The organism is Vibrio sp. A1-b2 (assembly GCF_021726015.1).
Lineage (GTDB): Bacteria > Pseudomonadota > Gammaproteobacteria > Enterobacterales > Vibrionaceae > Vibrio > Vibrio diazotrophicus.
In genome coordinates this window covers 284,859-310,971 of record NZ_JAKKCI010000001.1, presented here as the reverse complement: position 1 = coordinate 310,971, position 26,113 = coordinate 284,859, and the positions used below count along the sequence as shown (strand labels likewise).

Below are 26,113 nucleotides of genomic sequence, written 5' to 3'. Positions count from 1 at the left end.
TTACGCATGCTAGGCGACTCAATACCCTCTTCGGAATGTGATCTTAGTGCAAAAAGTTGCACTGATTGTGTTTTGATAAGGAGCTATTGTGAAATCACTTAGACTATCTATTCTCGCCATGTCTATTGGAGCCATTGTTGGCTGCGGTGGTGAAGATTCTTCTGGAACGGATAACAAAACCGAAGCCACTGTTTATCAGGCTGAAGTGGCCGATGAACATCTTCAAGATGCACTTGTTTGGTTGGATTTGAATAACAACTATCAATTAGATGTTGGAGAACCTAACTCATACACAGATTCTACTGGTAACGCATTATTAGATGTAGCTGCGCTCGATAATGTACCTCAAGCGTATTCACTAATTGCATCAGCAATAAAAAATCGCACAATAAACAAAACAACAGGTGAGAAAGTCAGCAAATCTTATTTGATGGTAGCGCCTGCAGGGATTCAAAGGATCTCACCAGTTTCACATCTACTCTACTCCAAGCAAGAAGCGGAAGGTTTAGCTTTTGAACAAGCGACTGCGACGATTGCGGCAATCATTGGTGAGGTTAGCGAGCAGGAGCTGTTAAATTTCCTCAACAAGCAAGAAAATAAAAAGCTTCAAGCTCTGTCTCATAGCTTAGCTAGCGTCATGCCCGAAGCTGAAACCCCATTTACACATCAGCAACTTGTTCAATCTCATCCGGTTTTGGAAAGGGCGGTTGATGCTTTTAACCAGAGCGCTGTTAAAACGCTAGAAGCAGATCTCGGACTTGTTAGTGGAGAAAATCCTATATCTGCAGTGTCAGATGAAACGGTAGATCCTAATGCAAGTGAACCAAGTAACAACAAACAGACTCCCGAAGTAGGATTACAGGTGCCTAGCATTCTAGGTTCGCCGTCAATCACCGAAATTGATATTAGCAATTCGAATCAGCCTCAAGAATCAGCACCCGTAAACGCGATAATGCCAACTTTAGAAGTGGCAAGTGAGACGCCAATAGCGGAAAATCAGCTCCCAAATGAGACTCTGCAGATCTCAGAGGTCGTGACAACGGGAACAGATACTCAAGGTACGATGCAGCTTCCAGTGAGTAATCCCCCTGCGCTAGACCAACCTTTAAGTACCGAACAAGGACCTCAGGACAGCACTTCATCTGGTGTTGTGACTGAGACAGAAACAACGGGAAATAGCCTTCCAAACGAGACTCTGCAGACCTCAGAGGTCGTGATAACGGGAACAGATACTCCAGGTACGATGCAGCTTCCAGTGAGTAATCCCCCTGCGCTAGACCAACCTTTAAGTACCGAACAAGGACCTCAGGACAGCACTTCATCTGGTGTTGTGACTGAGACAGAAACAACGGGAAACAGCCTCCCAAATGAAGCTCTGCAGACCTCAGAGGTCGTGACATCGGGAATAGATACTCAAGTCACGACACCGCTTCCAGAGAGTAATCTCTCTGCGCTAGACCAACCTTTAAGTACCGCACAAGGATCTCAGGACGGTACTTCATCTGGTGTTGTGACTGAAACAGAAACAACGGGAAACAGCCTCCCAAATGAAACTCCACCAACAGTAGAACCAGTAACAACAGGAACGGGTGCAGAAGCGACAACACAAAATTCTCCTCCCAATAACGCTGATGTGCAGACTCTTGAAACTCAGGCCGTTACAGATTTAGGCACACTGCTTACTAGAATCTCGAAGGATCTTGTTTCAGCAGAAGAAGGAAGTGCGCAAGCTCAATCTAAGAGTTTAGACGCTTTGGCATCGGAGCTTATTTTCGGCTTACAAGCGGATGGTCGTTGGTTGGATATAGATTATGAGCGAACAAATAACTATCGATGGCCAGCAGAGCAGCATTTAAAAAGGTTGGAAACAATCGCCGCTGCGTTTCGTAAAACTAACAATCAACAATATAAGCTGGTTGCAAACAAGGCTTTAAACTTATGGTTAATCACCAAACCGGTTATGACAGGATGGTGGAGTGATTACGGAGAGTTCCACTCACTGGCAAAGGTTGCCTTCTTATTGAGTGATGGTTTACAGGTAGACTTAAAGCAACAAGTTATCAGTCTCCTCGCTAATGCACGTAGCAAGCACCAACAGGGCTTAAATCGAGTTGATGAAGCGGTTACTAGCATATATTACGGTCTGTTGAGTCAGCAAGAATCTCTCTTGAGTACTGGTTTTGAAGAGTTAGCTCAGATAATACTAGATACGGCGATGGATAGTGAATCACCTGATTGGTCGGCATTTTTGAGTCAACAATTGCATAGTGGAAAAACTGGTGAAGAGACTTTTTATTCCATCTTGCGTTGGGCGTACAACGTAAAAGACCTTCCTTGGAAGTTCAGTGAGTACAGTGCTCAAATTTTAGCGAGCATTCTGCTTGACGGTATACGTTGGATGCAGAGCTTTGAACAGTTCGGCTCAGATGTACTCAGTGGCGAAATTAGTCAGCAAATTGAAACGACTCAGTCTGGAGCAAGTATCAGCAACTTACCTACTAGTATGGATATGGTCGCAGCACTTTTCCCCACTCGTTACGACGAGGCGATAGCCTACAAGGGCCAAGTATATAACAACCAAAATACCGGATTGAATGGCTTTAAACAGTTCTTGCTTGCTGATTCAACGGTGACTGCGACAGATAATTTCATGTTTGGCATTAAAATGGACTCAATGCGTGCCTTACCAGAAGCTGACACCAATAACGAAGCGTATTTGAAATTTTGGTTAGGACTTGGCGGTACGTCGTTAATTCAAACGGGTAAGGAATATGAGAGTCTTAATTCTGTTCTCGATTTTACTAAAATCCCTGGTGTTACTACACCGGAATATCCTCAGGCACCAACATATGATTCAGATACTTTGCGTAATATGGAATTTTATGGAGGAGCTACAAACGGCAAAGTAGGTGTTACAACCGCATCTATAAATATGAGTGCATACCGTGTCGTGGGTAGCGGTCCAACTCAGCAGTATGTTTGGACTCCATCAACGACTGTTCGGGATTATTTATACGCCAATAAGTCTTGGTTCAGTTTTGGTGAACAGATTGTTGTACTTGGGTCTGGCATTAGTTCAACACATTTAGAACCTGTATTTACAACCATCAACCAAACAGCATTGAAAGGACCAGTAACGTTAAGCAACAGAGACAACTTAGTCATGGATAATCACAATGTCTCTGCTTATCCTTGGATACACCATGACGGCGTAGGTTATGTTTTCTGGGATAACTTAGATCGATATGCGGTGATTAAAAAACGGAACGCTACTAATGTTGATGGTACTTCAATAAGCAAAGATGTCTTTACTTTAACTATCCCGCATGGTTCTGAACCTAAGGACAAGTCGTATCAATATATTATTTTGCCGAACATAGATGTCCAGAAAACGTCTGAGTACCAACAGAATATACCGGTCAAAGTACTGTCCAACACAAGGGGAATTCATGCTGTTGAAGATACGGGAAAAAACATTATTAGTGCAGTATTCTTCGTTGCTAGTGAGTTAGAAGTATCTCCAGAATTTAAACTGAAGGTCGATTCTCCATGTATTGTGATGCTGGATAGAAGTGGTATTAATACGAAGGTAACAGTGTCCACTCCGGCTATAGCCTATAGAGGTATCAACATTACAATTACGGCCAACGGTGTGGCGAAAACTCAACGGATTGTAACACCGGGTGGTGAACAAGCGGGCAGTAGTGTTTCATTTGAGTTTGAATCAATTCAGGATTACTACGCAATAGATGATCCTAAAGCGTCTAAGGCGTATACGACTTACTTACCAGTTGAGGACGTGTTTGTTCAAGGTGGTGCTAACGCAACAACCCAATACGGCTTACTTGGTTACATGCAACTGAAAAATGGTACAGCGGATCATAAGCGCCAAAGTCTAATTCGGTATGATTTATCAAGAGTTAACAACCAACTAGTAAGTAAAGCAACCCTAAGATTGTTTGTTCGGGGCATCAGAAGTGATGGAGCACTCAAGCGCTCAATCGTCGCAAGATTAGTCAACACAGCCGATTGGAATGAGCACAACACAACCTATAGTACATTCCCTCAAGTGACGATGATCAAAGAGTCTCCCCCGACTTATTTAGGTAAAGAGGCACAAGGGCAATGGATTGATATCGATGTGACAGATTTGATTCGTGCCATTCAACCAGATCAGAATGATAACCTAGTGTTTGAGCTCATTGACTTAACGCAAGATTACTTTGATGACTATGTCAGTTTTGCGACTAAAGAATTTGGCTATAAAGGCCCGCAGTTAATTTTGGAATAAGTCGTAAGCAACAACAAGGTGGATACTTCTTTGGGGGTAGTGTGTTCGTTACTGTTTGGCGCAGGCTTGCACACTGTTAGTGCGTAATCAGCGAACTTCAATTAGTTAACATTATGATTTATAGCGATATTTGTGTTGGCATTCGTATTGCTATAACAAGTCTAAGCAAATCTGATTAAAGTTAACTTGCCCAAGTTAACCGTTATAGGCAAAGACGCCTTACTTCCCTGAGAAGTAAGGCGTCTTTTTATTTGTCATAAGGAAGTGATGATGGCAGTAAACAAAATTCAAACGACATGCCCATACTGCGGTGTCGGCTGTGGTGTGGTGGCGAATAAAGATTCAATTGAGGGTGACAAGCAACATCCTGCCAATCAGGGCGCTCTATGTGTCAAAGGCTCAGCATTAAAAGAGAGCTTAGCAATGCCATCCCGTCTCCTTTATCCCAAGATGCAAGGAAAAGAGATTTCTTGGGATCAGGCGAGTGATGAGATAGCGCAAAGAATCCATCAAGCAATAGAGATGCACGGTCCAGACTCTGTGGCTATGTATGTTTCAGGGCAAATACTGACTGAAGATTACTACGTGGCGAACAAGTTAATAAAGGGCTATGTCGGTAGCGCAAACATAGATACAAACTCTCGTCTTTGCATGTCCTCTGCTGTGGCGGCACATGTGCGCGCTTTTGGAGAAGACGTCGTCCCGGTAAATTACGACGACATTGCCCATGCTGATTTACTTGTTTTGATTGGTGCCAATACCGCATGGACTCACCCAGTACTGTTTAGGCGAATTCAACAAGCTCGTGAAAACAATCCTGATTTGAAACTGGTGGTCATTGACCCAAGAAATACGGTTACCGCTGAACAGGCAGACTTGCACCTTGCAATCGAAAATGATGGTGATGTCTTGCTGTACAACGGTTTGCTCCGTTTTCTGATAGACCAGAATGCGTTGGATGAAGGTTTCATTGATGCTTCAACAGAAGGCTTTTCTGAGCAGGTAGAAGAAGTGAAGTCGGAGCAATACCGGTTAGAAAATGTGGCTCGCGCTTTAAACTTAACTCTTAATGAAGTGACGACTTTCTATCGCTGGTTTAGCCATAAATCAAAAGTACTGACTCTGTTTTGTCAGGGTATCAATCAGTCTGAATCTGGTGTCGATAAAGGTAACGCGATTATCAATGCACACCTTGCCAGCGGAAAAATCGGCAAACAAGGATGTGGGCCATTCTCCCTTACCGGACAACCTAATGCGATGGGCGGTAGAGAAGTCGGTGGGCTAGCAAACCAGCTCGCGGTGCATCGTGGTTTTGACACTGAATCGGTACGTTTAGTCAAAGAATATTGGCAATCACCATCGATTGCCGCCAAACCCGGCCTCAAGGCTGTTGATCTGTTTGAAGCTGTCGAAGCGGGGAAAATCAAGGTGCTGTGGATTATGGCAACCAACCCCGTTGTTTCGTTACCGAATAGCGACCAAGTTCGCCGAGCATTGAAAGGTTGTGACTTTGTGGTGGTGTCTGACATTACTGAACACAGTGACGTGGCAGAGTACGCTGACCTCGTATTACCAGCCGCAGGTTGGGGAGAAAAACAGGGGATGGTGACGAACTCTGAGCGTCGTATGTCTCGTCAGCGCGCGTTTCTACCCGCACCGGGAGAAGCAAAACCTGATTGGTGGGCGGTGACTCAAGTAGGGAAAAAACTGTGCTCAAAGTTGAACTGTGAATCTGGATTTGAGTTCGACAGTGAAACGGCTGTTTTTCGTGAGTTCGCGGGTCTCAGCGCCATCAACACTAATTCAAATTATCTGTTCGATCTCTCTAAATTCGCTTCTATAAGCGATGAAGAATATGCGAACTGGCAACCGACGCAGTGGCCGTTAGAAAAAGAATCGCCTTACCGTGATGGCGTGTTTTCTACCCCTTCGGGTAAAGCTCAATTTGTTGCGGTAACCGCACCTTCGACGGTGATGAATGGCTGGTGGCTCAACACCGGTAGATTGCGTGATCAGTGGCATACCATGACGCGAACAGGTCATATAGCAAAACTCGCTGCGGGAGAAGTTGAGCCAACGATTTACGTCAACAAACTCAGTGCAGAAACGATAGGACTGCAAGAAGGTTATTGCGCTGCGATACGGGGTATCTCGGATGAATCCGATTCGTGTATTTTTGCCAAGGTGAGATTTGATGACGGGCTTAGCGGTAAACAGCTATTTATGTCGATGCATTGGGCGGGGCGTTATGGTGGACAGTCTCAAGTTAACCGAACGGTTTCAAGCGTGGTCGATCCTATTTCGGGTCAGCCTGCTTTCAAATCTTCAAACGTGCATATTGCTGCTGTGCAAATGCAAAGCTATGGCATCTATGTTGGGCAGGAGAGAGATTTACCTAGCTGCGATCACAGTAGCTATCAACTGGATGACAATGCTGCTGTAACACGTTTTGCCAACCTCACTAAATTGGATAAATCGATGTTTTCTGTTGGCCAAGGAGAAAAGGTTTTCCGTTGGGATCTGCCACAAGGCTGGATGATGGTGATAGGCCGTCAAACTGGTAATCAACAGCAGATGACAGTTACGGGTGTATTGCTCATCTCTCCACAACCACTGGAGCAAGATTACACGGCAATCACAGCCTTAATCGGCAAGCCATTAAGCTTGAGCTCTATTATCTCGATTGCGGGAGAAAAGGCGCAAAGTCAGCTGGTATGCAGCTGTTTTAGAGTGACCGATAAGCAGATTCAAACCGCCATAGAAGAGGACGAGTGTGTATCGTTAAATCAACTCCAATCCAAACTGAAATGTGGCTCGAATTGCGGTTCATGCCTGCCGGAAGTCAACAAAATTCTTAAAAGCTATCAGACGATTGCTGTAAGCAAGGCATAAGGAATTTGCTATGAAAATGAGATCAAATACGACTGCTCAAGCACGAGAAAGCTTTACTGTTCATGAGCGCCATTATTGTGATACACCTAATTTGTCGCGCCGCAGTCCTTCGAATGGAAAACAAGGTTTTGTCTATCTGGTTGGTGCAGGACCAAACGACCCTGATTTATTAACGGTGAAAGCATTAAAAGTCATTCAAACCGCTGATGTTGTGGTGTATGACCGCTTAGTTGGACGCGAGATACTCGACCTTGTTAATCCCGATGCAGAAATGGTCTACGTGGGTAAACGGTGTGGATTGCCAAGCCTTAAACAGGAGGAAACCAACCACTTGCTGGTGGAATTTGCACAGAAAGGACTGCAAGTTGTGCGTTTAAAGGGCGGTGATCCGTTCATTTTCGGCCGTGGGGGGGAAGAAGCACTGGAATTGGTTAAGCACAATATCGCTTATCAAGTGATTCCGGGGATTACTGCTGCTATCGGTTGCTCTTCAAGCGCTCTGATCCCTTTGACTCATAGACAAGTCTCTCGCAGTGTTACACTGATTACAGGTCAAGTGGTCACCGGAGCTCTTCCTGCATGGGCGGGTCTGGTGGCTAGCGGTCAAACGCTGGTTTTTTATATGGGACTGGAGAATGCGAGTTCGATACAAGAAGGATTAATTCAGCATGGTCTATCGGTGGACACTCCTGTTGCTGTGGTTGGACAAGGCTGCTCAGTCAATCAAACGGTTGTTACCCTTGAGCTTCATCAGCTCACACAAACAGCAAATGATCTAAAAGGACTAAGTCCAGCATTGATTATTATGGGCGATGTGGTCAAGCTTAGAGAACAGTTAATTCAAACCGCACAAGCGACACGTTTTGAAGCGGAGTCTGCGCATCTATAAGCTTTATTTGTAAGCGATGAGGTTGTCATGAGCATAATAAAAGAGTGTATTCGAACAGTAGGACGAGGGGAGCGAGGACGAAAACCGCTCACATTTGATCAAGCATTTCAGGTGATGGATGAGTACCTCAATGGCGAGTGCGATGATGATCAAATGGCGATGCTTTTAATGCTGATTCGAGTCCAAAATGAAACCAATGACGAAATCGCTGGTTTTGTAAAAGCATTCCAATCGCGTGTTCCTAATCTTGGCGCTGATATCGACTGGCCATGCTATGCGGGAAAACGTGCAACCGCTGGTAAACCCTGGCATCTGCTGGCGGCAAAAATCCTCGCCGATAACGGTTTTAAAGTGCTGCTTCATGGTTATAACGATAAGCCCGCTTCACGTGAACATGCTGAAGACTATCTGCCTGCACTCGGCATTCCTATGGCGTCAAACACGGAACACGCACAACTGCTATTGCAGACAGGGAGCATTGCTTATTTGCCTCTGAATGCTTTCGCGCCACAAGCAGAGTTAATGATCAGTTGGAAAAACCGATATGGGTTAAGAACCCCCATTAATACCGTGGTTCGAGCACTCAATCCCGGTGGAGGCAAAATCGGGATTCGCGGTAGTTTTCATCCCGGTTTCCAACAGTTGCATGCAGAAGTCGAACATGTCATTGGTAAAACGTCACACGCGGTTATCTCGTTTAAAGGGGTTTCTGGGGAATCTGAATACAACCCTAAAGTGAGTCAGACAGTTTGGCTGAGCCAGCCTTCAGGCGTAGAGTCCTTCTATTGGCCAGAACAGTACGTTTCAGAAATTGAAACGGTGGCGAACTGCCCTATGAATACGCCACAAGAAGACCTGCAGATGATGGCAAATACCGTGGTGTCGACCATGGCAGCCGTACTGTTTGCGCAGTGCCATGACAGAGAAAAGGCGTATGAAACCGCTTATATGTTCTGGAAAGCGCACGTGCTTAATCATTAATCTGTGTTTTGCTTGTTTAAATATACCTATAAAGTAGTAATAATTTAAAGCAATCAATTATAACTATTTGTTTTTTATTTAATTAAATTTAAATTTATTAGATTGGTGCATTCCTTGCTTAATTGATTGTAGGGTTCGATTAAACAGGGAATGGTTATGTCACCTTCAACAGCATCTCAGCCAGTCATTGTATGTAGTGACAGTATTAGTGACCAAGCAGATATCAGCGCCAAATTGGCGCTGCATTACGACCATATATTAGCTTGTCAGCTTGTACAGTTAGAGAAGATGGTTGGGCGTGAAAGCAGCTCAATTGTGGTGGTCTCCTGGCGTCAGCCAACGGCGGAGTTACGCCTGATAGTTGAGTTTTGCAAGAGCAAAAAAATCCCGCTTCTTGTTATTCTTAAACAGCTAAATTCGAATGATATCAATAGACTACCTCAGTCTAATGATTTCGTTATTCTTCCTTTTGATTCTTCATTTGATCTCAAACCTTGGGTTGATTATTCAATTCAGGTTCGTGATCAAAGCGTTGCGTTGCAACAAGAAATACAGCAGTTGACGGCAAAACTGGAAGAGAGAAAGTGGATTGAAAAAGCCAAAGGATTGCTGATGAGGATGCATACTATCGATGAAGAGAATGCTTATCGCGTATTAAGAAGTTCTGCGATGCAATCTAGTTTATCTATGGCGCAAGTTGCGAAGAACGTGATTCATACCTTCGATAGTATCAATGGTAAATAATACTTTGGGGGTAGGGAGAAATTGTTGATTTGGTGCAGGTTGCACTTAGAAATGCAGTGTAATCACTATAAATTGAAATGTTTTAATTTAAGTGATTGAAAAATAATAAATATAAAAGATGGCATACAAATTGGATTACTATTTGTAAATAAATTTAAAGTATAACTTCGGACATCATCAACGGCGGTGATGAAAGAAATAGCAAAGGCGCTACTGCTCAATCGGGCAGTAGCGCCTTTTTGTGTTTTGGGATTCGTTATAAGGAAAGGGAGTATTGCGATGCAATATATCAAGCCATGGATGCGCACTTTAGTGCTCGGCGCTTCACTTGCAACTTCAGCTTCACTGCTCAGTGCCACTGCTTCTGCAGAGATTGGTGAGCCGGAAATTGAAGATCTTAAATTTGGGTTTATTAAGCTGACTGATATGGCACCCCTCGCGGTTGCCTACGAGCAAGGTTATTTTGAAGACGAAGGTTTATACGTCACGTTAGAAGCGCAAGCGAACTGGAAAGTTCTGTTAGACCGCGTGATAGACGGTGAACTGGATGGTGCACATATGCTGGCTGGCCAGCCTCTCGGCGCAACCATTGGCATTGGCACCAAAGCAGAAGTGGTGACGGCATTTAGCATGGATTTGAACGGTAATGCGATTACTGTCTCCAATAACACTTGGGAGCAAATGAAGCCATTCCTTGCCAAAGAAAGTGACGGGAAAATTGCTCACCCGATTAAAGCAGACGCTTTGAAGCCTGTTATCTCTAAGTATCGTGACGAAGGTAAGTCGTTCAACATGGGGATGGTATTTCCTGTCTCCACTCATAACTACGAACTGCGTTATTGGTTAGCTGCGGGTGGTATCAATCCGGGTTATTACGCTCCAACGACAGGTGATAACAGCGGTCAGCTAAAAGCCGATGTGCTGTTAAGTGTCACTCCTCCTCCACAAATGCCATCCACTATGGAAGCGGGCACAATTCAGGGCTATTGCGTTGGCGAACCATGGAACCAGCAGGCGGTGTTCAAAGGTATCGGCGTTCCTGTGGTGACGGACTACGAGATTTGGAAAAACAACCCAGAGAAAGTTTTCGGTGTGTCTAAAGCATGGGCAGATAAATACCCAAACACCCATCTGCGAGTGGTGCGAGCTTTGATTCGTGCAGCGTATTGGTTAGATGAAGGCAACAATGCTAACCGACAAGAAGCGGTAAAACTTTTGGCGAAAAGTCAGTACGTGGGTGCTGATGCAGAAGTCATTGCCAACTCTATGACAGGTACATTTGAGTACGAAAAAGGAGACAAGCGCGATGTACCTGATTTCAACGTTTTCTTCCGTCATAACGCCACTTATCCGTACTACAGCGATGCGATTTGGTATCTCACTCAGATGCGCCGCTGGGGGCAAATTCCAGAGCAGCAGTCTGATGATTGGTACATGAGCATCGCCAAAGAAGTGTATCGCCCAGACATCTATCAACAAGCGGCGCAGTCTTTGATTGAAGATGGCACGTTATCCGCGAAGGATTTCCCAGATTTCAAACAGATGGATGGATTCCGCGCTCCGCAGAAACACTTCATTGACGACATCGTATATGACGGCCGTCAGCCGAATGCTTATCTGGAGAAGTTCTCTATTGGTTTAAAAGGCAAAGACAAAGTTTAAGCCTAACGCTTGGAGGCTCTGAGAGTCTCCAAGCAAACAGATGTACACGGAAGTTCTAGGGCTACAGACCCTAAAAGACAGATAGCCAAGGAGTTTGCTATGTCGAGCAATGTTATTTCACTGATTCCAAGTCGCACTCAAGTCGTGAGCCAAAGCAAGATGATCTTGTGGCCAATGCTCGGAATCTGCTTTTTTCTTATGTTCTGGCATTTGGCTGCCAAACAGGTAGAGACCTCATTAGGCACCTTGCCGGGCCCAGTTCAAACCTTTACACAGTTCAGCAATTTGGTTGATGAGCACTTTAAGGAACGAGAGAAAGAAGTGGCATTTATTGAGAGGCAAGAAAAACGCAATCAAACCAAACTGGCTAAGAATCCAGACGCAGAAGTGAAGATTCGTCCATACACAGGCAAACCGACCTTTTTTGACCAAATTGGTACCAGTTTAGTCACGGTTTCCGCAGGCTTTTTGCTGGCTTCTGTTATCGCCATTCCGCTTGGCATTGTGTTGGGGCTAAATCAAGGCATGTATCAGGCGTTTAACCCGATTATTCAGTTGCTCAAACCCGTATCACCGCTTGCATGGTTACCTATTGTCACCATGGTGGTGAGTGCGACTTATGTCAGTGATGACCCAATGTTTGCTAAATCGTTCGTCAACTCACTCTTTACCGTTGCACTTTGTAGCTTGTGGCCAACGCTTATCAATACTGCGGTGGGTGTGACCAGTGTGGACAAAGACCTGCTCAACGTGAGCAAAGTATTGCGCCTCTCTTGGTGGGCACACATTCGAACCATTGTTTTGCCTTCTGCGATTCCAATGATTTTTACCGGATTACGTTTATCACTGGGTATTGCGTGGATGGTTCTGATTGCGGCTGAAATGCTGGCGCAAAACCCAGGCTTAGGGAAATTCGTTTGGGACGAATTCCAAAACGGTAGCTCAGCATCACTGGGCAGAATTATGGTCGCGGTGTTTGTTATCGGCTTTATCGGTCTGTTATTGGATCGAGGCATGCTCAAACTGCAAAAACGCCTGTCTTGGAACAAACAACAAGAACTTCGCTAAAGGAGAAATTTCATGTCAAAAGCATTTTTAGATCTAACACAACTCGGCATGCGTTTCCCGACGCCACAAGGTGAATTTGTGGCACTGAAAAACGTCAATCTGCAAATCCAAAAAGGCGAGTTTATTTCACTTATCGGTCACTCAGGCTGTGGTAAGTCAACCGTGTTAAACCTTGTCGCTGGGCTGCATAACCCAACCGATGGAGGTGTAATTCTGGACGGTCGTGAGGTTGATGGGCCGGGACCTGAGCGTGCCGTTGTATTCCAGAACCATTCTTTATTGCCTTGGTTGACCGTGTATCAAAACGTTGAGCTAGCGGTGAAACAAATCGCCAAAGGTAAATCGAAAAGTTGGATTAAAGAGCAGGTGGAACACTACCTGAATTTGATTCAAATGGATCATGCGGCAGATAAAAAGCCGGATGAAATTTCAGGTGGTATGAAGCAGCGCGTTGGTATTGCTCGTGCACTGGCGTTGCAACCGAAAGTGTTGTTGATGGATGAGCCGTTTGGTGCACTGGATGCATTGACTCGTGCACGTTTACAAGACGCAACAATGAAGATTCAGGCAGAGCTGAATAACACCGTCATCATGATTACTCACGATGTGGATGAAGCCGTATTGCTGTCAGACAAAATCGTCATGATGACCAATGGCCCCGCGGCCACGGTGGGCGAAGTTCTTGAGATTGATCTACCAAGACCACGTGACCGAGTCGCGTTGGCAGACAACCCGACGTATCAAAAATATCGTCAATCGGTATTGCGCTTTTTGTATGAAAAGCAAACCAAAACAGAAGCAGCTCAAAAAGTCGCTGCTCCTATGGCAAAAACGGCTTAAGGAAGAGTCTCATGATGGAACATATCGTTATTGTCGGCAACGGAATGGTTGGGCATCACCTTGTTGCGAAATTGGTTGAGCAGCAAGCTCATTTAGAAAAACGTATTACAGTGATTGGTGAAGAGCGGTTTATCGCCTATGACCGTGTACAACTCTCTTCTCTGTTTTCAGGTAAGTCCCATGAAGACTTAATGCTAAGCAGTGAAGAGTGGTATCAAAAACACGGCATCAATCTGATTTTAGGCAGTGAAGTGACGGCGATTAACCGCGTTCAAAAGAGCATTATTTTAGATGGTGATGATGTTCTGGGTTACGACTCGCTTGTGCTAGCAACAGGTTCGTACCCGTTTGTTCCGCCAGTGCCGGGCCATGAGCGTGACGGTATTTTTGTCTATCGAACTTTGGATGATCTGTCTTCGATTCGCAACGCTTGTGATAAAGCAAAAACGGGCGCGGTGATTGGCGGTGGTTTGCTGGGTTTAGAAGCCGCAAACGCGTTGCGTCTTTTGGGTGTGGAAACGCATGTCATCGAATTCGCGCCTCGCTTAATGCCAGTGCAGTTGGATGATGGTGCGGGTACGATTCTTAAAGAGAAAATCGAAAAGCTCGGCTTAACCGTTCATACATCCACTGCGACAGAAAAAATTATTGATGGTGAAACAGCAAAACACCGTATGGTGTTTAAAGATGCAGAACCTTTGGAAGTGGACGTGATTGTCTTTTCGGCAGGTATTCGCCCGCAAGATGCACTGGCTCGCCAATGTGGATTAGAAATCGGTGAACGTGGCGGTATTGTGATTAATGATAGTTGCCAAACCAGCGATGCAAACATCTACGCCATCGGTGAGTGTGCATTATGGCAACAACGCATCTTTGGCTTGGTTGCTCCGGGGTATGCAATGGCTCGTGCGGTTGCTGGTCAAATTATGGGGCAGGGCGGCGATTTCACCGGCGCAGATATGAGTACCAAGTTGAAGCTGTTAGGCGTGGATGTGGCATCTATCGGTGACGCGCAAATGCAAACGGAAGGCGCTCAAGAGCTTGTTTTGCAAGACACCTGCACTGGCAGTTATAAAAAGCTGGTGGTTGATCAAAGTGGTACTCAGCTTTTAGGTGCCATTCTTGTTGGTGATAACTCTGACTACGATGCGTTGCTGCAAGCTTATTTAAACAAAACGGTATTGCCGGAACATCCTGCTTATCTGCTGTTTGATACCTCTTCGCTCAGTGGTGAAGTCTCTGATGACACCATGATCTGTTCTTGCCATAACGTGACGAAAGGTGCGCTGGTTAAAGCCATTCATGCAGGTGCGGTAGAGTTGAATGATCTCAAAGCAGCAACCAAAGCGGGTACTGGCTGTGGTGGTTGTTCAAGCATGGTGAAATCGGTTCTCGATGCAGAGCTGGTGGCGATGGGTATGGAAGTGAACAACCACGTTTGTGAACACTTTGAATATTCGCGCCAAGAGCTGTTCCATATCTGTCAGGTTGAAGAGATTAAAGATTTCGATACCCTACTGGAAAAACACGGGCACGGTTTAGGTTGTGATTTATGTAAGCCAACTGCGGCGTCAATTTTCGCTTCCCTGTGGAACGAACATATTATGGAGCCGCAACTCAGTCGTTTGCAGGATACCAATGACGCTTTCATGGCAAACATGCAGAAAGACGGTTCTTACTCCATTGTGCCGCGTGTTCCGGGCGGAGAAATTACACCGGATAAACTGATTGTACTGGGTGAAGTCGCTAAGAAATACGACCTTTATACCAAGATAACTGGTGGTCAACGGGTTGATCTGTTTGGAGCGCAAATGGAGCAGTTACCTGAAATCTGGCGTGAACTGATCAACGCTGGTTTTGAAACAGGGCATGCTTATGGTAAGTCTCTGCGTACGGTGAAATCTTGCGTCGGTTCTACTTGGTGTCGCTATGGTGTGGATGACTCCGTGGGCTTGGCGATTGAGCTGGAAAATCGCTACAAAGGCTTGCGTTCTCCACACAAACTCAAATTTGCCGTATCGGGTTGTACTCGTGAATGTGCTGAAGCACAGAGCAAAGACATTGGTGTGATTGCCACTGAAAACGGCTGGAACCTTTACGTTTGTGGTAATGGTGGTATGCGCCCTCGTCACGCCGATTTACTGGCTTCTGACCTTTCAAAAGAGCAGCTGATTGCACTGATTGATCGTGTACTCATGTTCTATGTGCGCACCGCAGATAAACTGCAACGTACGTCAGTATGGCTGGAGAGTTTAGAAGGTGGATTAGACTATCTGAAACAAGTCGTGATTGAAGACTCCCTAGAGTTGTGTGAACAGTTAGAGCAGCAAATGTTACATGTCATTAATTCCTATCAGTGTGAATGGAAGAGTACGGTTGAATCGGAAGAGAAACTGCGTAAATTCCGCCCGTTTATTAACCATCAAGAGGGAAGCATGGCGCTGCCTTATCAACGTATACGCGAACAGCGTATCCCAGTAGTTCAGGAGCTTTAATTATGATGGAACGTATTTGTAGACTGGATGAACTGATGCCTTTGCAAGGTTGCGGAGCGTTAATTGGGAGTGAGCAAGTCGCTTTGTTCTTGATTCCTCATGCCGAACAGAAAGTGTTTGCAGTTCAAAACTGGGATCCGATTGGTCAGGCGAATGTGATCAGTCGCGGTATCGTCGGTGATGTGAAAGGAGAGATTTGTGTTGCCTCACCGCTGTATAAACAACACTTTAAACTCGAAACGGGCGAATGTGTTGAGAAGCCAGAATTCCAGCTAAAAACATGGTCTGTTTACATAGAGGATGGGGAAGTGTATCTAGCAAATTCGAACGTTGCTGCGGCCTAAATACCAGTGACTAGCGAACGGTTAAAAGTCTTGAATTAAGAGCGTTTAATCGCGAATTTAGGTGGCATATAGCAAAGATAAGGGCGTCTTACTTAGGTAAGACGCCCTTATTATTTAATGTTTGTCGTCAACAATAACGGCAGGTTTTTTCTTAAACTTCTCACGCAGCGTCTGCATCATCACGAAGAACACAGGGGTGAGTAGCGTGCCAACAAAGGTGGATAAGATCATACCACCAAACACAGCGAAGCCGAGTGAGTGACGTGATGCCGCACCAGCACCGGAAGCGATTACCAGTGGGAATACCCCCCAAATGAATGCAAACGCGGTCATCTGCACCGCTCGGAAACGGATTCGAGCCGCTTCCATCGCCGCCTCAAGGATTGATAGCCCTCTGTTTTCGCGTAGAACTTTAGCGAACTCAACAATCAAAATCGCTACCTTGGCGGACATACCTATCAGTATCACCACACCTATCTGTACATAAAGGTCGAACGCTTGGCCTGCCATGATCAATGCCGCAACCGCGCCCAATACCGCAATCGGTACCGCCATCATTACCGCTGCTGGAATGGTCCAACTCTCATACTGAGCAACCAAGAATAGGTAGGTGAAGATCAAAGAGAGCGCAAACGCAATCGGTGCCATGTTGCCTGCTTTCAGTTCTTGATAGGTCATACCTGACCATTCGTACGAATAGCCGCTTGGCAGTTCTTCAGTAGCCAACTTTTCAATCGCTTTCACCACATCGCCGGAGCTAAAGCCTGCGGCAGGTGCACCATTGACAGTCGCTGCGCTGAACATGTTGTAGTTTGAAAGCGTATCCGGGCCAAAAATCGGTTTGATTTTGATCAGCGTACCTAATGGCACCATATTTCCGGTCGCACTGCGAACATAGAGACGACCGATATCATCAATATTGTCGCGATATTGTTGTTCTGCTTGAACTTTTACCTGATATGAACGACCAAATTTATTGAAATCAGAAATATAGGCACCACCCAGTTGTGACTGTAAGGTGGAGAATATTTCGTTCAATGGCACGCCCAATGAGATGGCTTTATCACGGTCGACATCAATAAAACGCTGCGGAATATTGGCGCGGAATATTGAGAATGCTTTTGCCACTTCTGGCAGTTGGTTTATTTTTGCTACGAAATCCGCGGTAGTGCTTGCCAGTTCTTGAGGAGAACGACCTAAATTGTCCTGCAATATCAAGTTGAAGCCATCCACCGCGCCCATGCCTTTAATCGCAGGAGTCGCAAACACAAATGACGCTGCGTCTGGGTTAGCATTGAGCATCTGTCCCACTTTTTGCATCAGAACACGTTGATGTAAAGCCGGATCTTTACGTTTGCTCCAGTTATCCAGCTTGATGATTAACATACCTGAGTTGGGAATCGCAGCCATGTTAATTACCGAGAAGCCCGCCACAGAAACCACGTTTTCTACGCCGTCGAGCTGGCGCAGCTCATTCACGTATTTCTCCATCAATGGCGCTGTACGTTGCAAAGCGGCTGCATCAGGCAAGCGCATTTCCACCATAAATACGCCTTTGTCTTCGTTAGGAACGAAAGCAGAAGGGATCTGCATAAAGCTAAAGGCCAGCGTGGCAATTAAAGCGCCGTAAATTGCTATGCTCAGCAACATACGTTGACCAAGAAAGCCCACAAGTCCTCGGTACTTCGACGTAATCGCTTCAAATCCACGGTTAAATGCACGCAGCGGAGCGATAGGTGTAGAATGTTCTGACTTCAGCATCAAAGCACATAGGGCTGGTGTCAGAGTTAGCGCGTTCACGGCCGAAATCAGTACCGACACACAAATGGTTACGGCGAACTGGTTAAACATTTTTCCCGAAATCCCCGGTAGCAAGGCAACCGGAACAAATACAGCAAGAAGGATCAGAGTCGTCGCCAGTACAGGCCCCGTAACTTCTTTCATCGCTTGAATAGTGGCGGGAATAGGGTCTAGGTGTTCTTCATGTATGACCCTTTCCACGTTTTCGACCACGATGATGGCGTCATCCACCACGATACCGATGGCGAGAATTAGACCAAATAACGAAATGGTATTGATGGTCATACCCATAACGCCCATTACGGCAAAGGTCGCAATGATTGAGACCGGAATCGCCAGCGTTGGGATAATGGTTGCACGCCAGTTTTGCAGGAATACGTAGACCACCAATGTCACCAGCAACACCGCAATAATCAGCGTCTCATATACTTCATCGATCGATGTTTCTACGTACTCGGTTGAGTCATAGGCAATGTCATACACGAGGTCATCAGGGAATGAACGTTCGTACTGTTTCATCGCTTCTTTAATGCGTTCCATTACCTCCAACGCATTGGCAGTCGGTAACTGATAGAGTGCAAGAACAGCAGCTGGCTCGTTATTCATTCGACCATCGGCCTCATAACCCTGAGCGCCGACTTCAATGCGCGCCACGTCTTTTAGACGGATTAATGAACCATTCGCATTGGCTTTAACGACGATGTTTTCAAATTCTTCTGCGGTTTGTAATCGCCCTTTCACCTGTAAAACATACTGATGTTGTTGTTCGTCTGGAGCAGGCATACCACCAATTTTACCGGCTGCGACCTGTACGTTTTGCGTTTTGATTGCTCCAATCACATCCGATGCCGACAGCTTTAGCGACGCCAGTTTGTTGGGTTGTAGCCAAACACGCATCGAGTAGTCTTTTTTACCCAACAGGGTAATATCACTCATCCCTTCAATACGTTTTAAGCGTTCAACGATATTCAGGTCAGCGTAGTTGGAAAGGTAGATACTGTCGTGTGTCTGCTTCGGTGAACGCAAAGTGATAACGCCAAGCATATCGGAAGATTTCTTACGAACAGTAACACCGATTTGGTTAACTTCTTGCGGCAGAGAGGAAGACGCTTGAGAGACAAGGTTGTTGACTCGAACTTGCGCCATATCGCCATCTGCGCCAACTCGAAAGTAGACGCGCAAGGTATATGAACCGTCATTACCGATAACGGAAGACATGTAGATCATGTCTTCAACCCCGTTCACCTTCGCCTCAACTGGCTGAGCAACGGTTTTTTTCACCACATCAGCACTTGCACCGGGATACATAGTACTGACGGTAATCACGGTAGGCGAAATTTGTGGATATTCAGAAACTGGCAATACTTTCAGAGCAATAAGCCCCATTAGTGTCATCGCCAGCGAAATAACCAGTGCAAACTTAGGTCGATAGATAAAAAATTTACTTAACATAATTATGCCTAACTCGCTTTATTCGCTGGAACGGTGACATCGTTGGCTTGTACTTTCATACCGACACGAACTTTCTGTAATCCTTTCACAATCACTTTTTCGTTTTCAGCTAGTCCGGCGGTTACCGCTTTATTGGTTCCGTATGTTTGCCCTAAGTCGATTTCACGACGCGCCACGACATTGTCGCTGTTTACCACCATGACGTAGTCACCAGATTGGTCTTGCTGCACTGATGCTGCAGGGACGAGTAACCCTTCGATGGTTTTGCCTTTCAGGCTAATGGTTAAGTTGCCGTACTCACCCGGCATCAGTGAGTATTTGGTATTGGCAAAGGTAGCTTCGGCTTGAATTGAACCTGTATCAAGGTCGATTTTGTTGCCTACTGCGTAAATTTTACCGTCTGCGGGGTATTCACTGCCGTCAGATAAATTTAGGTCTAAGTCCACATCGAGTTTGCCGTCTTCAGCTCTTACTGCATCGACAACATTGCGTATGCGTCGATAAAGTTTTTCATCAATATTGAATCGAAAGTGGATGGGATCGATTTGTGTTAGGGAGACTAAAGGTTTTAACTGCAATGTTGTGATGCGGTCACCCACACGATAGTTGCTAAATCCGACACGACCTGAAAAAGGAGCGCGGATGGTTGAAAATTCAAGGTCTAGCTGCGATGAAAGTAACGAGGCTTCCGCACCTTTCACAGAGGCTGTTGCTGTCGCCAGTTTAGCGATGGCATCATCGTACTGTTGTTCACTGATGCTCTTGTCTTTAATCAGCTTCTTCGCTCTGTCTGCTTCGCGGTTAGCAAGAGAGAGTTCTGCCTGCGCTTTTTGTAATGAAGCTTTCGCGTATGCGAGTGCAGCTTTATATGGACGAGGATCGATTTGGAACAATACCTGATCTTTCTCCACCATATCGCCATCCTTAAAGTGAACTTCAGTCAGCTCACCATTCACTCTTGGCATAATATCGATGTCATTTTCTGCGACCGTTCTGCCAATAAAAGAATGGTAAGGCGTAATTTCCGAAGCCTGCATTGTCACCGTTTCGACGATAGGCGCGGCAACTTGCTGTTTTTGTGTGACGTCCTTACAGCCCAATAGAAGTAGGGAAACAATAGCTGTAGAAGTTAGGACATACTTGTTGTCGAATCTCATTATTAGGACCTGTAGGTTTGATGGTTATTCTCTTAACGCAGCTTTTTGCTGTCATTGGATGAGCCTGTTTTGAATAGACAACGGGGTTAACTTCCGTCTTAGCGATGAGTCGTTCAACGCTAAGTCAGAAGCTTTTGCTTTTTATTGTTTTCGCGAATCGAGTTTGTAATAGAAAGTTACAATTCGCTTTGGGGGCAATATTAAAGAAAAGGAGGGGTTAGAAATGTCCGATAATGTTCAGTTTTGCAATTTCGTCAGGAAAACCGTACTTGCCAATTTGGAAAGTTTAACTCTCATTTCGGGTAAAACAGGCTGGGTCCAGCAATGCTGCTCTAATGGCATTAAGCAGTTTGTGCAGGTGTTCAGGCTGGCTTATGTATGGTGGCATAATGTAAATCAATCGGCCAAATGGACGAATCCATACACCCATCTCAACAAACAGAGCCTGAATATTCTCCATGTGGACAGGATGATGGGTTTCAATAACTCCTATAGCGCCTAAATAACGAACCTGTTTCACTTCAGAGTACGACTCAAACTGCACCAGTTCCTCGGCAAAGAAAGCCTCAATCTGTTTAACCTGCTTTTGCCATTGTTCCGTGGCAATGATGTCTAAGCTGGCTGAAGCTACAGCGCAAGCGAGCGGGTTACCCATAAACGTTGGGCCATGCATAAAGCAACCTGCTTCACCGCCACAAACCGTATCGGCAACTTTTTGCGTGGTCAGAGTGGCAGAAAGAGTCATATAGCCACCAGTCAATGCTTTGCCTACACAGAGAATGTCTGGCTGTACATCGGCGTGTTCACACGCAAACAATTTGCCCGTTCTGCCAAATCCGGTCGCGATTTCATCCAATATCAACAGCAGGTTGAATTCATCACAGAGCAGTCGAACTTGGCGTAAAAATTCAGGGTGATAGATACGCATCCCGCCTGCGCCTTGCACTATCGGCTCCAATATCACAGCGGCTATCTGCTGGTGATGTTGGGTCAGCTTATGACGAAAATCTTCGATATCGGACTCATTCCATTCTTGCCAAAAGTTACCTTGTGGTGAATTTGCGAAGATGTGCTCAGGAAGAAAGCCTTTATAAAGGCTGTGCATAGAGTTGTCAGGGTCAGTCACCGACATCGCAGCGAAGGTATCACCATGATATCCGTGGCGTAGTGTCAGGAATTTTGAGCGGCTTTCCCCTTTGGCGTGCCAATACTGCAACGCCATTTTCAGGCTGACTTCCACAGCAACAGATCCTGAATCTGCCAGAAATACTTGCTGCATATTACTTGGAGCAAGTGAAAGGAGTTTTTTGCACACATCAATTGCTGGCTGGTGGGTTATCCCGCCAAACATCACATGAGACATCTTATCAATCTGCTGATGCGCCGCCTGATTAAGCAAAGGGTGGTTGTAACCGTGTATCGCGGACCACCAAGAAGACATGCCATCAACCAGCTGATCTCCTTGCTCTAAATAGAGATGAACACCTTCTGCATGTGTCACGGGGTAGCAGGTCAGAGGTGCCAGGGTTGAAGTGTAAGGATGCCATATATGCTGACGATCAAAGGTTAAGTCCATTCTAAACTCACAATTAAAATGATTAAAAAATAACCTAACGTAAACTTTGTTAGATCTATTGTGTTGACAGTTTATCGCGTGTCGTTAGACTAACCAAGCATAAATGCCTAGAAGCGTTCGGTTTTTGATCGGCGAGTTAAGCGAGATAAGAGCCCTCAGTGAGAAAGGCACAGAACAATAATTATCAATAAGGATTACACGTGGAAATTCGTCACAACTGGTCAGTGTCTGAAGTAAAAACACTGCTTGAAAAACCTTTTATGGATCTGCTTTTCGAAGCTCAGTTGGTTCATCGTCAGTACCAGCCTCACAACCATGTTCAAGTGAGTACCTTGTTGTCGATTAAAACCGGCGCTTGCCCTGAAGACTGCAAATATTGTCCTCAAAGCGCGCATTATCGTACCGATGTGGAGAAAGAACGCTTAATGGAAGTTGAGCGAGTACTTGATGCCGCGCAGAAAGCGAAAAATTCAGGTTCAACACGTTTCTGTATGGGTGCCGCGTGGAAAAACCCGAAAAGTAGAGATATGCCATACCTTAAAGAGATGATTTCAGGTGTGAAAAATATGGGTCTGGAGACCTGTATGACGCTGGGAATGTTGAATGCAGAACAAGCGAGTGAACTGGCTGAAGCTGGCTTGGATTATTACAACCACAACCTTGATACCTCTCCTGAGTATTACGGAAACATCATCACAACCCGTACTTATCAGGATCGATTAGATACGCTCTCTCACGTGCGCGAAGCAGGGATGAAAATCTGCTCCGGTGGCATTATTGGTATGGGCGAAAGCACAAACGACCGCGCGGGTTTGCTTGTTGAACTGGCTAACTTATCGGTTCACCCTGAAAGTGTGCCAATTAACATGCTGGTGAAAGTAAAAGGTACGCCGCTGGAAGAGGTTGAAGATGTTGAACCGTTTGACTTTATTCGTTTGATCGCGGTCGCTCGCATCATGATGCCTAAGTCGGCGGTGCGTTTATCGGCAGGGCGCGAAAAAATGAACGAGCAGATGCAGGCGCTGTGTTTTATGGCGGGCGCAAACTCAATCTTCTACGGTTGCAAGTTATTAACCACACCAAACCCAGCAGAAGACAGCGATATGTTGTTGTTTAAAAAGCTTGGAATTAACAGCCAGCAAGTAGCGCAGAAACCGGATGAAATCGCTGAGAATGAGCTTCTTGGTCGCGTAGTAGAACGCGTTGCCTCTCGTCCAACTGCCGACGATTTATTCTATGACGCAACAGTTTAGAGCTCGCGTTCAGGGGGCATTACTCGAACGGGAAACTCTCGGTTTAACTCGCTCGCTTCAGGTGCTAAAAGGTGGAAATCAGGTCTCAACTCAGTGTGGTGACACTGAGTTTATCAACTTCTCCAGCAATGACTATCTGGGGCTTGCCAGTGATAAAGCGCTGACGCGTGCGTGGCAAGCCGGACTGGATATTTATGGCGCAGGAAGTGGTGCTTCTCCTTTGGTGACAGGTTTCTCAGCGGCGCATGCCAGTTTGGAGAGCTCGCTATGTGAGTGGCTGGGCTACGAAAGGGCAGTATTGTTTGGTTCTGGCTTCAGTGCTAATCAGGCGTTGCTTTTTACTCTGATGCACAAAGAAGATCTGCTACTACAAGATAAGCTAAATCATGCTTCATTAATGGAAGCTGGGATGCTTTGCCAAGCAGCAATGAAGCGCTTTAAGCACAACGATCTCCAACACCTATCTCAACTGCTCTCTGGTGACCAAAATGCGTTGGTGGTGACGGAAGGCGTCTTTAGTATGGATGGCGACAGCTCTCCATTGAAAGAAATTCATCAGCTAACACGAAACAATGCTTGGTTGATGGTCGATGATGCTCATGGTGTGGGCGTTTTAGGCGAAGATGGAGCCGGCAGTTGCAATGCAGCGGGTATTCATCCCGAGATACTGGTAGTGACGTTCGGCAAAGCATTTGGACTCTCGGGCGCGGCTATTCTGTGCAGTGAAGAAATGGGGAACTATCTGACTCAGTTCGCACGACATCATGTTTATTCGACAGCTATCCCTCCAGCGCAGGCTTATGCCATTACTCACGCCGTTGGCATGATTCAGACTCAGCATTGGCGACGCGAAAAGCTTCATGAGCTGTCTCAGGTTTATGATGAACTATTGCAGTCAGCTGACGGCTATGTCGCGACATCTACACCGATCAAACCTTTTATTTTGGGTAAATCTCAACAGGCACTTAACGTTGCGCGACAACTTAAAGATAAGGGCTTTTGGATGACAGCTATTCGCCCGCCAACGGTTCCTGAAGGCTCAGCTCGATTACGTATCACGCTGACGGCCAATCACAGTATCGAAGATATCACGGCGTTAGCCAACGCTTTATCTCAGTGTATGGAGTCAAACAAATGAGTGAACTTGCCTTACACTCAGAGATTGAAAGCAAAGATAAATCTGCTATTTCAAGCGCCTTTAGTAAAGCCGCCTCGACCTATGATAAACACGCGGCATTTCAGCGCGATGTTGGTCATCGTCTATTGAATCAGCTACCCGCAGATTTATCTGGGCTCCGTGTTCTCGATTTGGGCTGTGGGACGGGCTACTTTTCACAACAACTTAAGCAGCTAGGGGCGAATGTGGTGTGCGCCGATCTCTCTCCGGCTATGCTTGAGCAGGCGAGAGAGCGTTGTGGTGAGAATTCGGTCACGTATGTTCATGCCGATGCGGAAGAGTTGCCTTTTTCTTCTGGCGAGTTTGATATTGTTTTTTCAAGTCTGGCTCTTCAGTGGTGTGACGATTTATCTACGCCTCTGGCGGAAATACGACGTGTACTCAAACCATTAGGTCGAGGTTACTTTTCTACGTTGCTTGATGGCTCTTTGGCTGAGCTTAAGCAGTCATGGCGGAAAATTGATTCTCATCAACATGTTAATGAGTTCATCACTTTCAATCAGGTAAAAGTTGCGTTAGCGCAAGCCGAGATTCCTAAGCATCACTTAAACTTGGCCGAGATGATTGTTTGGTATGACACCGCTTTCGAGCTTATGCGCGATCTAAAGGGCATCGGGGCGAACCATATCCATTCAAGATCTCAGGGGTTGACGGGAAGACGGGCACTGATTCAAGTAGAGCGGGCCTATGAACGATTTCGAAGTCAGCAAGGTTCTTTACCTGCAACATATCAGGTTTGTTTAGGGGTAATTTATCGATGATAAATGCATTATTTATTGCGGGTACGGACACCGATGTTGGTAAAACAGTGGCTTCAAAAGCGATACTGCAAGCGATTGCCAATAAGGGATTTACAACAATTGGCTATAAACCAGTAGCGGCGGGTTGTGAGAGAACGGAGCAAGGTTTACGAAACTCTGACGCTCTTCATCTCATGAAAGTAGCGACACAAGAAATGCCGTATGACGACGTCAATCCATATGCGCTAGAATTGCCTGCATCGCCACACATTGCAGCTAAACACGAGAATCTAACAATTGATTACAAGGTATTGAGTGACAAACTGGCTTACCTGAAAACAAAAGCGGATACCGTATTGATTGAAGGTGCAGGTGGCTGGCGAGTGCCAGTCTCTGACACAGATTGTTTATCGTCTTGGGTCAAACAAGAGAAACTACCCGTTGTATTAGTGGTGGGTGTGAAACTTGGCTGTTTAAGTCACGCTCTGCTTACAGCGGAAAGTATTGAAGCAGATGGTTTGACGATTGTTGGGTGGGTAGCAAACCGTATTAACCCGGGCACCGAGCACTACGCTGAAATTATTGAGGTGTTGGAATCTCGTATCCGTGCGCCGAAACTTGGCGAAATCCCATATATTCCAAGCGCTAAACGCACTGAACTTGGAAAGTACATCAATCTTGAACCTTTGATGGAAAAGGAGCTCGCGTAGTCGGGTTCTAAACCAAGTATCCTGAGATAGCTTGGGGACAGA

At 45.7% G+C, this 26,113-nt stretch carries 17 protein-coding genes; 14 read left to right on the top strand and 3 right to left on the bottom strand.

Going from position 1 to position 26,113, the window contains the following annotated elements:
• Window positions 1–88: 88 nt before the first annotated feature.
• The 10 genes from L3V23_RS21395 to nirD all read left to right on the top strand — a co-directional run bounded on the left by L3V23_RS21395 (window position 89) and on the right by nirD (window position 16,206).
• The gene (locus L3V23_RS21395) at window positions 89–4,291 is read left to right on the top strand and encodes a polysaccharide lyase family 8 super-sandwich domain-containing protein (protein ID WP_237291827.1); all 4,203 of its coding nucleotides are present in this window, start codon (window positions 89–91) and stop codon (window positions 4,289–4,291) included.
• A 267-nt stretch (window positions 4,292–4,558) separates the two neighbouring features.
• Entirely contained in the window at window positions 4,559–7,183 is a 2,625-nt protein-coding gene (locus L3V23_RS01370; protein ID WP_237291826.1) for a nitrate reductase, read from the top strand.
• Between the two features lie 16 nt (window positions 7,184–7,199).
• Window positions 7,200–8,072, top strand: coding sequence for a uroporphyrinogen-III C-methyltransferase (gene cobA / locus L3V23_RS01365; protein ID WP_237291952.1), 873 nt, complete (start codon window positions 7,200–7,202; stop codon window positions 8,070–8,072).
• Between the two features lie 27 nt (window positions 8,073–8,099).
• Window positions 8,100–9,053 carry a glycosyl transferase family protein gene (locus tag L3V23_RS01360; protein WP_237291825.1) on the top strand — a complete coding sequence of 318 codons (954 nt, stop codon included), beginning with the start codon at window positions 8,100–8,102 and terminating at the stop codon, window positions 9,051–9,053.
• A 156-nt stretch (window positions 9,054–9,209) separates the two neighbouring features.
• Window positions 9,210–9,797 carry an ANTAR domain-containing protein gene (locus L3V23_RS01355; RefSeq protein ID WP_237291824.1) on the top strand — a complete coding sequence of 196 codons (588 nt, stop codon included), beginning with the start codon at window positions 9,210–9,212 and terminating at the stop codon, window positions 9,795–9,797.
• A 279-nt stretch (window positions 9,798–10,076) separates the two neighbouring features.
• Window positions 10,077–11,459 carry a CmpA/NrtA family ABC transporter substrate-binding protein gene (locus tag L3V23_RS01350; RefSeq protein WP_237291823.1) on the top strand — a complete coding sequence of 461 codons (1,383 nt, stop codon included), beginning with the start codon at window positions 10,077–10,079 and terminating at the stop codon, window positions 11,457–11,459.
• 99 nt (window positions 11,460–11,558) lie between these two features.
• The gene (locus L3V23_RS01345) at window positions 11,559–12,527 is read left to right on the top strand and encodes an ABC transporter permease (RefSeq protein WP_102952948.1); all 969 of its coding nucleotides are present in this window, start codon (window positions 11,559–11,561) and stop codon (window positions 12,525–12,527) included.
• A gap of 12 nt (window positions 12,528–12,539) precedes the next feature.
• Complete coding sequence (locus tag L3V23_RS01340; protein WP_237291822.1) at window positions 12,540–13,367, top strand: ABC transporter ATP-binding protein; 828 nt, start codon at window positions 12,540–12,542, stop codon at window positions 13,365–13,367.
• A 14-nt stretch (window positions 13,368–13,381) separates the two neighbouring features.
• Complete coding sequence (gene nirB / locus L3V23_RS01335) at window positions 13,382–15,862, top strand: nitrite reductase large subunit NirB (protein ID WP_237291951.1); 2,481 nt, start codon at window positions 13,382–13,384, stop codon at window positions 15,860–15,862.
• A 2-nt stretch (window positions 15,863–15,864) separates the two neighbouring features.
• Complete coding sequence (gene nirD / locus L3V23_RS01330) at window positions 15,865–16,206, top strand: nitrite reductase small subunit NirD (RefSeq protein ID WP_237291821.1); 342 nt, start codon at window positions 15,865–15,867, stop codon at window positions 16,204–16,206.
• Window positions 16,207–16,320: 114 nt separating this feature from the next.
• Here the strand turns inward: nirD and L3V23_RS01325 are convergent, their stop codons facing one another.
• The 3 genes from L3V23_RS01325 to bioA all read right to left on the bottom strand — a co-directional run bounded on the left by L3V23_RS01325 (window position 16,321) and on the right by bioA (window position 22,191).
• Complete coding sequence (locus tag L3V23_RS01325) at window positions 16,321–19,458, bottom strand: multidrug efflux RND transporter permease subunit (RefSeq protein WP_237291820.1); 3,138 nt, start codon at window positions 19,456–19,458, stop codon at window positions 16,321–16,323.
• An 8-nt stretch (window positions 19,459–19,466) separates the two neighbouring features.
• Window positions 19,467–20,615: an efflux RND transporter periplasmic adaptor subunit gene (locus tag L3V23_RS01320; protein ID WP_102952953.1), complete on the bottom strand. Its 1,149-nt coding sequence runs from the start codon at window positions 20,613–20,615 to the stop codon at window positions 19,467–19,469.
• A gap of 286 nt (window positions 20,616–20,901) precedes the next feature.
• The gene (gene bioA, locus L3V23_RS01315) at window positions 20,902–22,191 is read right to left on the bottom strand and encodes an adenosylmethionine--8-amino-7-oxononanoate transaminase (RefSeq protein ID WP_102966008.1); all 1,290 of its coding nucleotides are present in this window, start codon (window positions 22,189–22,191) and stop codon (window positions 20,902–20,904) included.
• 200 nt (window positions 22,192–22,391) lie between these two features.
• Here bioA and bioB point away from each other — a divergent pair, with 200 nt between their 5' ends.
• From bioB to bioD, 4 genes are read left to right on the top strand one after another with little or no spacing between them, the layout of a single operon-like run.
• Entirely contained in the window at window positions 22,392–23,444 is a 1,053-nt protein-coding gene (bioB, locus tag L3V23_RS01310) for a biotin synthase BioB (protein WP_102966007.1), read from the top strand.
• Window positions 23,428–24,582: an 8-amino-7-oxononanoate synthase gene (bioF, locus tag L3V23_RS01305; RefSeq protein WP_102952956.1), complete on the top strand. Its 1,155-nt coding sequence runs from the start codon at window positions 23,428–23,430 to the stop codon at window positions 24,580–24,582. The genes bioB and bioF overlap by 17 nt, the downstream gene beginning before the upstream one ends.
• Window positions 24,579–25,382: a malonyl-ACP O-methyltransferase BioC gene (gene bioC / locus L3V23_RS01300; RefSeq protein WP_102966006.1), complete on the top strand. Its 804-nt coding sequence runs from the start codon at window positions 24,579–24,581 to the stop codon at window positions 25,380–25,382. The genes bioF and bioC overlap by 4 nt, the downstream gene beginning before the upstream one ends.
• Window positions 25,379–26,071 carry a dethiobiotin synthase gene (gene bioD, locus L3V23_RS01295; protein WP_042481913.1) on the top strand — a complete coding sequence of 231 codons (693 nt, stop codon included), beginning with the start codon at window positions 25,379–25,381 and terminating at the stop codon, window positions 26,069–26,071. The genes bioC and bioD overlap by 4 nt, the downstream gene beginning before the upstream one ends.
• Window positions 26,072–26,113 lie beyond the last annotated feature (42 nt).

Coding starts and splice junctions, on each gene's coding strand:
- bioD (WP_042481913.1), top strand. CDS start 25,379: ATGATAAATGCATTATTTATTGCGGGTACGGACACCGATGTTGGTAAA.
- bioA (WP_102966008.1), bottom strand. CDS start 22,191: ATGGACTTAACCTTTGATCGTCAGCATATATGGCATCCTTACACTTCA.
- nirB (WP_237291951.1), top strand. CDS start 13,382: ATGGAACATATCGTTATTGTCGGCAACGGAATGGTTGGGCATCACCTT.
- nirD (WP_237291821.1), top strand. CDS start 15,865: ATGATGGAACGTATTTGTAGACTGGATGAACTGATGCCTTTGCAAGGT.
- bioC (WP_102966006.1), top strand. CDS start 24,579: ATGAGTGAACTTGCCTTACACTCAGAGATTGAAAGCAAAGATAAATCT.
- L3V23_RS01370 (WP_237291826.1), top strand. CDS start 4,559: ATGATGGCAGTAAACAAAATTCAAACGACATGCCCATACTGCGGTGTC.
- bioF (WP_102952956.1), top strand. CDS start 23,428: ATGACGCAACAGTTTAGAGCTCGCGTTCAGGGGGCATTACTCGAACGG.
- L3V23_RS01345 (WP_102952948.1), top strand. CDS start 11,559: ATGTCGAGCAATGTTATTTCACTGATTCCAAGTCGCACTCAAGTCGTG.
- L3V23_RS01350 (WP_237291823.1), top strand. CDS start 10,077: ATGCAATATATCAAGCCATGGATGCGCACTTTAGTGCTCGGCGCTTCA.
- L3V23_RS01360 (WP_237291825.1), top strand. CDS start 8,100: ATGAGCATAATAAAAGAGTGTATTCGAACAGTAGGACGAGGGGAGCGA.
- L3V23_RS01320 (WP_102952953.1), bottom strand. CDS start 20,615: ATGAGATTCGACAACAAGTATGTCCTAACTTCTACAGCTATTGTTTCC.
- L3V23_RS01355 (WP_237291824.1), top strand. CDS start 9,210: ATGTCACCTTCAACAGCATCTCAGCCAGTCATTGTATGTAGTGACAGT.
- cobA (WP_237291952.1), top strand. CDS start 7,200: ATGAGATCAAATACGACTGCTCAAGCACGAGAAAGCTTTACTGTTCAT.
- L3V23_RS01325 (WP_237291820.1), bottom strand. CDS start 19,458: ATGTTAAGTAAATTTTTTATCTATCGACCTAAGTTTGCACTGGTTATT.
- L3V23_RS01340 (WP_237291822.1), top strand. CDS start 12,540: ATGTCAAAAGCATTTTTAGATCTAACACAACTCGGCATGCGTTTCCCG.